Genomic DNA, 9,035 nt, shown 5'->3' with positions numbered 1-9,035 from the left:
CAACACGGCTGATTCTGGTTCAGTTGTTCTTGGTTCGAGTCCAGGTACCCCAGCAGTAGAGCCCGGAGTTCCGCGGGACAACCGAAGCTCTCGTGCTTCAGCTCCCGGCCGGTGAGGGTCAGAGTTCTGTTTTGGGTCCCGAGTTGGATCGGGTCCGAGACTTCCCCGCCTTCATAGCGTGCTGCTGCGGGTGGATACGTGTTGCCGTCGGTTGAGCGGGCGTAGTGGTCGCACCTGGGAGTAGGAGTTGGAATAGGTGCCGGACTAACGATTGCGCAGGACGCAGCAGGTGCAACCGCCGCTTGGCTTACGTTCGGCGCCTCTGCGGCCGCTGCACTTGCCGCGACGATGGCGGAAGCGGCAGAGCACGGCATGCTCATAGGCGCGGGGTCGTTACTGATTGTCAATGAAGTCGATCGAATTACCGGGCAGGGAGTTGGACCGTGAGAATGTCCTCCCGCAAGCTGGCGTTTTTGACAACCCTGACTGTTATCGCGTTAGGCGCACTGGTCACGGGTGCGCTCCTCCCGCGGGCAAGCGAACTGGGCTCGGCCCTATTCCTAGCCGGCGTCCTGATCGCCGTGCTCCTTGCGATATTGCTGTGGGCTGAGGTGATTCGTGCCATTCATAGGAGGAGGCGGAACAGGTAGCGGCTCGTCGTATTCGAAGATGTATGAGCGGGTCTGAAGCAAGTTCGGTTGAGAGGGCGCCAGTCGACGCCGCGAAGGTCGCCGCGGTCAGCCAGGCGGTTAGAGCTCTGCTGGTTGCGGTCGGTTCGCGCCGGGCGTGCTCGATCGTGGAGACGTTCGACAGCGGTATGCCGCTGCGCGCAGCGACATCACTCAGTGATAACCCGGATGCAGGCCGCGCCCGGCGTAGACCTTCGACAACCGGCATCAGCCCTTATCGACAACGATAAATGCAGTCTCGGGCGGGTCTCGACTAAACGCCCGCTGGCTCGCTCGGGGTTCAACGACGCATTGTGCGCGACCGGCCGCATCGTCAGCGCCTCGGACATCCAGAGCTCGAACAGATCGCCGCCGCCCCAGCAGCCCAGTGCTCCAGCGAGCGATCTCGGCGTCCGGATCGTTCCACGCGTCTGGAAGAGTGACGTTCGACTCTCTCTGGCACGTCGCCGGGCGCGCGTGAGCGCGTCCTCGGCGGCGACATGCGCGGCTACTCGCTGGTTGTGGACGCCCGCGTCACTGGACGTCGAGCCAATATGTCGCAATGACCGCGCCGCCGCGTATGGCGGACAAACTCCAGCAACCGGATCGATCAAAGGACGTGCCGATTCCCCACTCGTCGCCTGGACGGTTGTAATTACTGGTGGTGTGTGGTTCTGGCCCCCAGTCGAGGTGGCGACCCTTCCCGTCAGGTCCAGTGAGTTCAAGGGTCAGGTCGCCCGATCCCGTCACGCGAAGAACCTCCTTCACGGTGCTGCGATCAGCCCGTAGCGATCGCGGAGATGCACCCTGGAACTGTGCGTATGCGCTTGCACCTGCTTCGTTCGGCGTGGCCATGATCTCATCGCCGTCGGCGGGGGACGCGGGCTTGCAGCCTGCCTGCCCGAGCATCCCGAACGTAGGATCGGATTGCGCCGGCGACGGCCCGGAGTTCGGTGGTTCGGCGAGCACCGAGCACCCGGTTAGCGCGAATAGCACGATCGTTGCAGCAACCAGGATCAGCTGACCTCGACGCCCACGGCTACCGCGAGAAATGACTGTCTCCATGGTCACGCACCGGTCCCTCCGCGTGCCCCATGGTTCGAAAGCCGAGCCGGATCGCCGCGGACTTAACTGTCGCGCGATTCGGCAGCACACCGCAACGCTTGACGTCGCAGGACAGGCCGTCGCCGCCAGACCCCATCCGCGTCGGCGCGCGGAGCCCGTGGACAAGTTTCCGATGCCCTCGCGAGGGACTCGGCACAGTGGCGCCCACCGCGCCCGGTGGCCACCCATAAAGAGCCTGCTGGTCGTCGCCACTACTGCGCCTTCGGCCGGGACGACGTTGATCGCGGCGCCCAGCCCCGGCTCGGTGCTCGTCACGATGGTGACGCTCAGCTTCGTGAACTCTAGCCGTCCGTCTGACGGGTCACGGATCGACAGCGCTAGTCGCTAAGCGACCCTTGGGCAGGGTGCGCCTCGATTTAGTGACCAGAAACTCCGGCAGCAGCACGAATTATCGGGTATTGCTCGGTATTTGTCGGTGCCCGCCTACTGTTCAATCCATGAAGTCCCTGCAACTACGGGGATTTCGACGGTCTTACCGTGCTGAACCGACGAGCCAGGCGACTTTCAGTTATTTTTGGTTTAAGTCCAGGTACCCAGCGCGGAACTCTTGGAGTTCTGGCGGAACTCCGACTCCCGATCCGCTCCTCTGAGCGGTCCAATCAGGCCCGTAGTGACCAGGTTGGTGACTAGAAATCCTCCGCCGGGGTCCTCGTCGCCCAAATCTCTCGAGTCAGGTACAGGCTCACACGCGCTGCTTCGGGCTGTGACCGGCTGCGCACCTGCTGGTCATGGAGGCACGCAGCGAGATCGGTTCGGCGTTCCTGACGCAGGCGGGGGTGGCGCTCCTGCTCGGCGTCCCGGTGCCGACGGTGGCGGCTGGCGACGTCGGGGCCGCCGTGGCTGAAGCTCGGTCGGCGCGTCCGCGACGACGGGGACGACGTGCTCGCCTGGGCGCGGGCTCAGCGCCGTGGCTAGGCCGAGGATCGCTCCTGGTGAGCTCGGTCAGGTGCAGGTGACGCTGGTGGTTGCTCGCTGGTGGCAGCTGGCGGGCGGGAGCCCGGATGCGCGACGACACGGGCGCGCTGGTGCAGCTTCGCGCGGACGGGGCGACAGCGGACGCCGCCCGCACGGAGCTGGCTCACGCGCGCAGCCGCGCTGACGACGCCCACGAAGTCGCTCGTCTCGGGCGCGTCGACGGTCACCGAGGCCGCCGCAGTGTGGCTGCGGACGGTCCGTCTGCGGGCGGAGAACAGCATGCTGTCCTGGTCGACGTACGAGAACCACGAGTAGACCGTCCGGTTCGTGCTCGCGCTTGCCTGCGGGAGAGTCATGTGCGAGGCGCTCGCCGTCGGGCGGTGCGACGGGATCCTGCAGCACCTGCCGGCCTTTATCGTGGCCGTCATTTCCAAGTTCGAAGGACGCGGAGGGTCGTCCGAGTCCGAGTCCGGGGCTGGCGCTGGGACGAACTGGGACGCGCTGGTTCGCGCCGCGGTTGGCCGTGTGCCGTCAGCGTGCTTGGACGAGGAGCTTCGGCTTCGCGTTGACGGAGGTCAGGCCGTAGATGCCACGCTGATCGTTGTTGCTCACGAGGATGCGACCGAGGCCGACTGTCGACGGGGAGTGTGCGCCCCACCGGTGCTTCGAGTTCTCGATCCTCCCGTCAGCGGCAAGTGCGGTGAGGCGACCGCGGACGCAGTGCTGCTTGGGCGACGTCGATGTCGCTTCTCCGACGAGAGTGTTTTTGAAGGCGTCCCGTGCTGAGAACAGGCAGTGCTTCGGGTGGTCCACCAACCAAGTGAGCTTGCCGCTCTTCAGCGATAGCAGTGCGTAGCCGTCGTGCCTCCCATCGACTGCTTCCTCGAAGCCGCAACCGGCGTGGGTGGTGGATGGGCGGCCGCAGGAGAAGTCGACGTCGGCGTGCGCGTTGTAGACCGTCGTCCAGGAGCCGTAGTTCGCGTACAGCGAGTAGCGGACTCGACCGTCGCCGATCGGCGAGTCGTCGTCGCCCTCGCCCGAGTACACGGCGGGGGAGGTCAGGAGCCCCTTCGGCCCAGCGACGACTCGGAAGGAGGCTCCGTTCGGATACGGGATGCCGTAGTCCCGAACGACGCCGGCGGTGCTGATCGTCAGCAGCCGGTAGATGGGCTGACCGTTCGCTGCCGTCGCCCCGGTGTTCCGCTTCACGATCCAGCCGTGGAGTGCGGGGTTGGCGTAGGTGTCCGTCGCAGCAACGGTGGAGTTGCCCTCATCTCCCGTGCGCAGGTTGCGCCAGTGCAGTTGCGTTCCACCGGTGGGGTCGGCCGGGTCGCTGCCTTCCGAGCTGAGTTGCGCGACGACTGTGTCGTCAGCGATCCGGATGTCGCCGCGCGGGTCGAAACCCTTCAGCGGATGCCGTTTCAGATCCTCGCCGAGGAAGTACAGCGTGCTGTTCGCTGGGAACGAGATGGAGTAGCCGGTGGCGAGCTTCTGCCGGTACACGAGGTAGTGGGCGGAGGTGGCCACGGTCTTGACGCGGAGGTGCTTGTCGCTCGCCGCCTGCGCGGGGGCGGCGATGCCGGTCACTGCCAGGAGCAGGCCCAGGGCTGCGACGACGACGCCCGTTCTTCCGCGCTGCATCCGATCCTCCAAGGTCGAGTGCCGGCGACGGTATCCGTATCAGTGCCGATCGGATTCGGGCGCGCCGTCGTCGACGACGGCCACGCGACGGACCGTCTTCAACGAGTTCAACCTGCGTCTCACGAGCAGGGTTCTGGGACGCGACGCAGAGGATCAGGATCGAATTCCTGGAGGCTGCCTCGGTGCGACCTTGACTTGATCGTGCGTTCGGAGCGCGAGGCTGCGTTGGGCGCAGCGTTGGTCTCTGCAGGGGTTCCGCGACGAGTCCGCTCCCAGGTGCTACCGAGACCACGGCGGGTGCTGACGTCGTGGTCAACGGTTGATGCGTTCGTGAGGGATGAGGTCCCGGTGCGGTCCGAGGTCGTGCTTGACGGAGCAGGTCTGAGGGTGTCCCACGAGTGATCGGACTGGGCTCGGGGGTCGTACAAGTCGCGGCCCTCCGGCCGAAGTCTTCGTGGGGGCTCTGGGCGTTCTACAGGATCGTGCTCGTGCTGCCGAGGCGCAGGTTCTGCGTGCACACGGTGCAGGGGCGCCGCCATCGGTACCGGCTGGTCGCCTCGGCTGGAGCTACGAGGCGGTCGAGCGGATCGTGCGGGGCGAGCCTCATCCCGGACTTCGTCTAGTCCGACACCGTCCCACGAGCTGAGGAGCAAGACGGTCGGTGCTTGTGGGTCTGCTGGGGCGGCTGGCACTGTGAGCGGGTGCAGTCGAGGCAGGTCGTCGGGGTGGCTGTCGGCGGCGTGCTGTGGATCGTGCAGGTGCTGACGCTTCCGGTGGAGTGGTTCGCTGTGGGTGCGACTCGTGCTCCGTACAGCTTGGTCGACAACACCTTGAGTGACCTCGGCGCGGTCAACTGCGGCTCGGTCGACTACTCCGGTACTGCAGTCGAGGTCTGCTCGCCCGCGCATGCGCTGTTCAACGTCGCGCTGTTCGTGGGTGCGCTGCTGGTTGCTGTGGGTGGCGTGCTGGTCCGTCCGGCGCTTCACGGTCGTCGTAGCGCAGGCTTCGCGACGGCCGGCGTCGTGGCGCTCGTTCTCGGACAGCTCAGCGGTGCGGCGACTGCCCTGGTGCCGATCGACGTCGACCTCGAGGCGCACCTGCTCGTGTCGACACCTGCCTTCGTCCTGCAACCGGTCGGCCTGCTGCTGATCGGGATCGCGGCGCAGCGGTCGCGTTGGTGGTGGGGAACTCCGATGCTCGTGGTCGGGGCAGTGACCCTGCTCGTCGGATCCTTCTTCGCGGTGCGGCTCGACCCGGCTGGTGGGGGCCTGCTGGAGCGGCTCGTCCTGTGGCCGGCAGTACTGATCTTGGGTCTGGCCGGTCTCGGGCTGCTGCGTACACGCACGGCTGCAGCAGGGGGACGCCCACCAGGACGACCCGCTGAAGGTCGGCAGAGGACGGGCACCGTATGACGGACTCGTTCCCGCGTCGTCTGCGCAAGCAGGGATTTTCGAGACGCCCTGTGCCGGCTGCTGCTTCATGAGCGCGCACCATTCTGGACGAGGCAACTCGTCGACGTTGGTGGAGAAGGCCCGACGGAACGCGGGCGATGGGCCCTGATCAGGCGGTCGAGGCGGTCGTTTCTGGACTTCGTCGTGAACGGCGTATCGCTTGCGGGCCGGCTGGCCGCCTCCGTGAGGGGGTCGGACCCAGTCTCACGAGCAGAGATGGGGACAAGGTTGCGAAGGCTGCGTCCTACGTGCGCGTGGGGGCTGACTCATCGCGTACCTGTCCTCGTCGTGGTCGAGGTCACTCCGTTCGCGGAGATGCTCTCGTGTCGGCGGCGTACCGGCGAGTGACTCGTGACCGGTGTCGTATCGGACCCGTCTGAAGAGGAAAGAAGTCGGGTGGGCCCTGCCCTGCCGCCTCTTCGTTCAACCGCGTCCCCGGAGGTCCTCGGCGAGCATCACGATGATGCCGCTCGGGCCGCGCAGATAGGTGAGCCGGTACAGGTCCTGATAGGTCGCGACGCCGCGAAGCGGCCGATATCCATGGCGGGCGGCGATCTCGAGGCTCGAATCGATGTCGTCGACCGAGAAGGCGATCCGGTGCATGCCGATCTCGTTGGGTCGGGTGCGATCCGACTCGATCGCGTCGGGATGCAGGTACTCGAAGAGCTCGATGCGGCCATACCCGTCGGGGGTCTGGAGCAATGCGATGTCGGCGCGGTTCCCGTCGAGGCCGACGGCGGTGTCCGCCCATTCGCCACTGACCGTGTCGCGACCGAGGACCGTGAGACCGAGGTCCGTGAAGAAGGAGATCGTCGCCTCGAGGTCGCGCACAACGATGCCGACGTTCTCGAGCTTGATCGACATGGGGCTGGATCGTAACGCGCAGCGTGACCGGGCCGGGGGGTGTGCGGCAGAACCCCCGTGCTGCTCACCAGGCTCTGCGGCGAGGTACGGAGCGGCGCCGTCATACGACGAAAGTCGGAGTCGGCTGTATCGCGAGCGGGCTTCTGAGCCCCGTCAGAGGGTGCCGAGACGGGCGTCGCGGAACTAGTTGACGATCTCGCCCGTGATGTTCCTCAGGCGTTCGTGCCACGCCAGCAGCGCTTCGGGAGTGAGCCGCTGCCACTCGGTGACCTCGCCGGTGATCACCAGCGGGTCGGCGCTGCGGTACGACCGGGTCGGGTTCCCGGGGAACTTCTTGTCGGTGACGTTCGGGTCGTCCTCGAAGGGTCCGGTGGGCTCGACCACATACAAGCGGGGAGGCGCGTCACCTCGGGCGAGCTCTGCGGCGAGACCGGCCCCGCCCTGCAGTGCCGTGAAGTAGACGTGGTTCATGACCACCTCCGGTCGGTAGTTCGACCTGAAGCCGGGCACGAGCAGATCGCCGACGCGGAGATCCGCCCGCGTCCCGTGGAAGAACGGACCTGATGTAGGAGGTTGCTGGGTGCTCATCGTCGCTCCTGAGTTGCTGCGTTTTGCGGACAGTCGGAGCGGTCGCGACGGCTGCGCTCGAGCCGGCACGAACGCCGTGCTGCGCGATGCTGCCGCAGGGACGGGGGCATGCCGCAAGACCCCCCGCTCGCGATAGTTGTTGAAGGAGGGGCGAGCAGCGGCACCTCGTTGCTGGCGGTCGATCCGGCGAGAGCGCAGTGCGGCCTCCGTTGAGACCCAGTGGCCCTGTGTTCAGCTGCCGGTTTCGCAGGCCCGGAAGCTGTCGGGCCACCATCCGTCCGCAGCGCGGTGCAGTTGCAGCTGAACAAGCCCAGCAGTGGCCGAGTCGACGAGCGCCGTCGCTCGATCGCCGTCGATCAGTGTCGAGGTCACCGTGCCGCCGAGGACCCGGAGAGAGGCGGTCTCGGGGTCGGGTTGCCCCGGACCCGCGACGTCGAACTGCGTGGTGGTACGTGACGGCAGACACTGGGTGGGGTCCGCTGCCGTCGTTTCAGACGCGGTGGCGCACCCGGCCAGGAGCGGTAACAGAAGCAGGCCGCCACCGGCGCTGGTGACGATGCGTGAGCGCAGGCGCTGCATGAGATCTCCCGTGGTCGCATTCGTGCAGTGTGCAGGTCGGGGAAGGGGTCGTCGAGCTTGGAGGTCTGGGCTCACCGAACTGATGATCCTCACCTTCGACCCGGTCCGCGAGGCACGACGGCTCCTTCTGCGGGAGACGAGGACATCAGTGCTCACGCCGCAGCAGTTCGCGATCGAGATCGGCTTCGCGAGCGGAGGCGCTCAGCGGCGTCTGGTTGCGTAGTGGCGAGCGGGCCGAGCGGTCCGCCGAGTGGAGGAGCACCGTCATGTCCGAGCGATCCGCCGCCTACGACGTCGCAGTGATCGGTGCCGGGCCCGCGGGCACGGCGGCAGCGCTTCGGGCAGCCGAACTCGGGGCGACGGTGGTCGTCCTCGAGGCCGGCCGGCTCGGCGGCACCTGCGTCAACACCGGCTGCGTGCCGACCCGCGTGCTCGCCAAGACCGCCAGGCTGATCCGAGAGACGCGCGCCGCGCGCACGTACGGCATCGAGGTCGGCGACCCCGCCGTCGACTGGGTCGCCACCGTCCAGCGGGTCCGCGAGCGCGTCGAGCAGGTGCGTTCGATCAAGCGCGAGGCGCAGCGCTTCGCCGACGCGGGCATCGACCTGGTCCAGGAGGGGCGGGCGCGGTTCGAGGACGACCGGACGCTGGTGCTCGAGTCCGGGCGGCGGATCACAGCGACGTCGATCATCGTCTGCGTCGGCGGTCACTCCCGGCGGTTGCCGATCCCCGGCGCGGAACTCGCGACCCTGCCGGAGGACGTGCTGGGCCTGGAGGCGCTTCCGGGCCGGGTCGCCGTGATCGGCGCCGGGAACACCGGAGCGCAGCTGACGACCGTGTTCAGCTCCTTCGGCTCGTCCGTCACGCTGCTCGACCTGGCTCCACGCGTGCTGGTCGCCTCCGACGAGTCCATCTCGACCGAGATCGCGGCCGCGTTCGTCGAGCAGGGCGTCGACGTCCGCACCGCGATCAGCGGGGTCGAGCGCCTCGACCGAGCCGCGGACGGCGCGATCACCCTGACCTGGTCGCAGGGCGACGAATCCGTCTCGGCCGACTTCGACGCGGTGCTGATGGCGACCGGGTGGCCCGCCGACGTCGAAGACCTGGGGCTCGAGCACGCCGGGGTCGGGGTCGTGCGCTCCGCCGTCCCGGTCGACCGCTACTTCCGCACCGAGGTTCCGCACATCCTCGCCGCGGGCGACAC

8 protein-coding genes are annotated in these 9,035 nt (G+C 67.2%); 2 read left to right on the top strand and 6 right to left on the bottom strand.

Annotated features, from left to right (window positions below; translation table 11 throughout):
- Positions 1-1,202: 1,202 nt before the first annotated feature.
- Both ACFE67_RS12395 and ACFE67_RS12390 read right to left on the bottom strand, forming a co-directional pair.
- Positions 1,203-1,739, bottom strand: coding sequence for a hypothetical protein (locus tag ACFE67_RS12395; RefSeq protein WP_375407186.1), 537 nt, complete (start codon positions 1,737-1,739; stop codon positions 1,203-1,205).
- 1,500 nt (positions 1,740-3,239) lie between these two features.
- Positions 3,240-4,349: a hypothetical protein gene (locus ACFE67_RS12390; protein WP_375407185.1), complete on the bottom strand. Its 1,110-nt coding sequence runs from the start codon at positions 4,347-4,349 to the stop codon at positions 3,240-3,242.
- 752 nt (positions 4,350-5,101) lie between these two features.
- Between ACFE67_RS12390 and ACFE67_RS12385 the strand changes: the two genes are divergently transcribed.
- A complete protein-coding gene (locus ACFE67_RS12385) occupies positions 5,102-5,761 on the top strand; it encodes a DUF998 domain-containing protein (RefSeq protein WP_375407184.1) in 660 nt (219 codons plus the stop codon).
- A gap of 462 nt (positions 5,762-6,223) precedes the next feature.
- Here the strand turns inward: ACFE67_RS12385 and ACFE67_RS12380 are convergent, their stop codons facing one another.
- The 4 genes from ACFE67_RS12380 to ACFE67_RS12365 all read right to left on the bottom strand — a co-directional run bounded on the left by ACFE67_RS12380 (position 6,224) and on the right by ACFE67_RS12365 (position 8,099).
- Positions 6,224-6,664 carry a VOC family protein gene (locus ACFE67_RS12380; protein WP_375407183.1) on the bottom strand — a complete coding sequence of 147 codons (441 nt, stop codon included), beginning with the start codon at positions 6,662-6,664 and terminating at the stop codon, positions 6,224-6,226.
- Positions 6,665-6,847: 183 nt separating this feature from the next.
- Complete coding sequence (arr, locus tag ACFE67_RS12375) at positions 6,848-7,252, bottom strand: NAD(+)--rifampin ADP-ribosyltransferase (RefSeq protein WP_375407182.1); 405 nt, start codon at positions 7,250-7,252, stop codon at positions 6,848-6,850.
- 231 nt (positions 7,253-7,483) lie between these two features.
- Positions 7,484-7,831 carry a hypothetical protein gene (locus ACFE67_RS12370; RefSeq protein WP_375407181.1) on the bottom strand — a complete coding sequence of 116 codons (348 nt, stop codon included), beginning with the start codon at positions 7,829-7,831 and terminating at the stop codon, positions 7,484-7,486.
- Between the two features lie 145 nt (positions 7,832-7,976).
- On the bottom strand, positions 7,977-8,099 hold the full coding sequence (locus ACFE67_RS12365) for a hypothetical protein (RefSeq protein ID WP_375407180.1): 123 nt from the start codon (positions 8,097-8,099) through the stop codon (positions 7,977-7,979).
- Here ACFE67_RS12365 and ACFE67_RS12360 point away from each other — a divergent pair.
- Positions 8,098-9,035: FAD-dependent oxidoreductase (locus tag ACFE67_RS12360; RefSeq protein WP_375407179.1), on the top strand; the 938-nt coding region annotated here is incomplete at its 3' end. The genes ACFE67_RS12365 and ACFE67_RS12360 overlap by 2 nt on opposite strands.

The sequence above is a fragment of the uncultured Amnibacterium sp. genome, assembly GCF_964244015.1.
Taxonomy (GTDB): domain Bacteria; phylum Actinomycetota; class Actinomycetes; order Actinomycetales; family Microbacteriaceae; genus Amnibacterium.
This window is presented reverse-complemented; position numbering and strand designations above follow the sequence as displayed.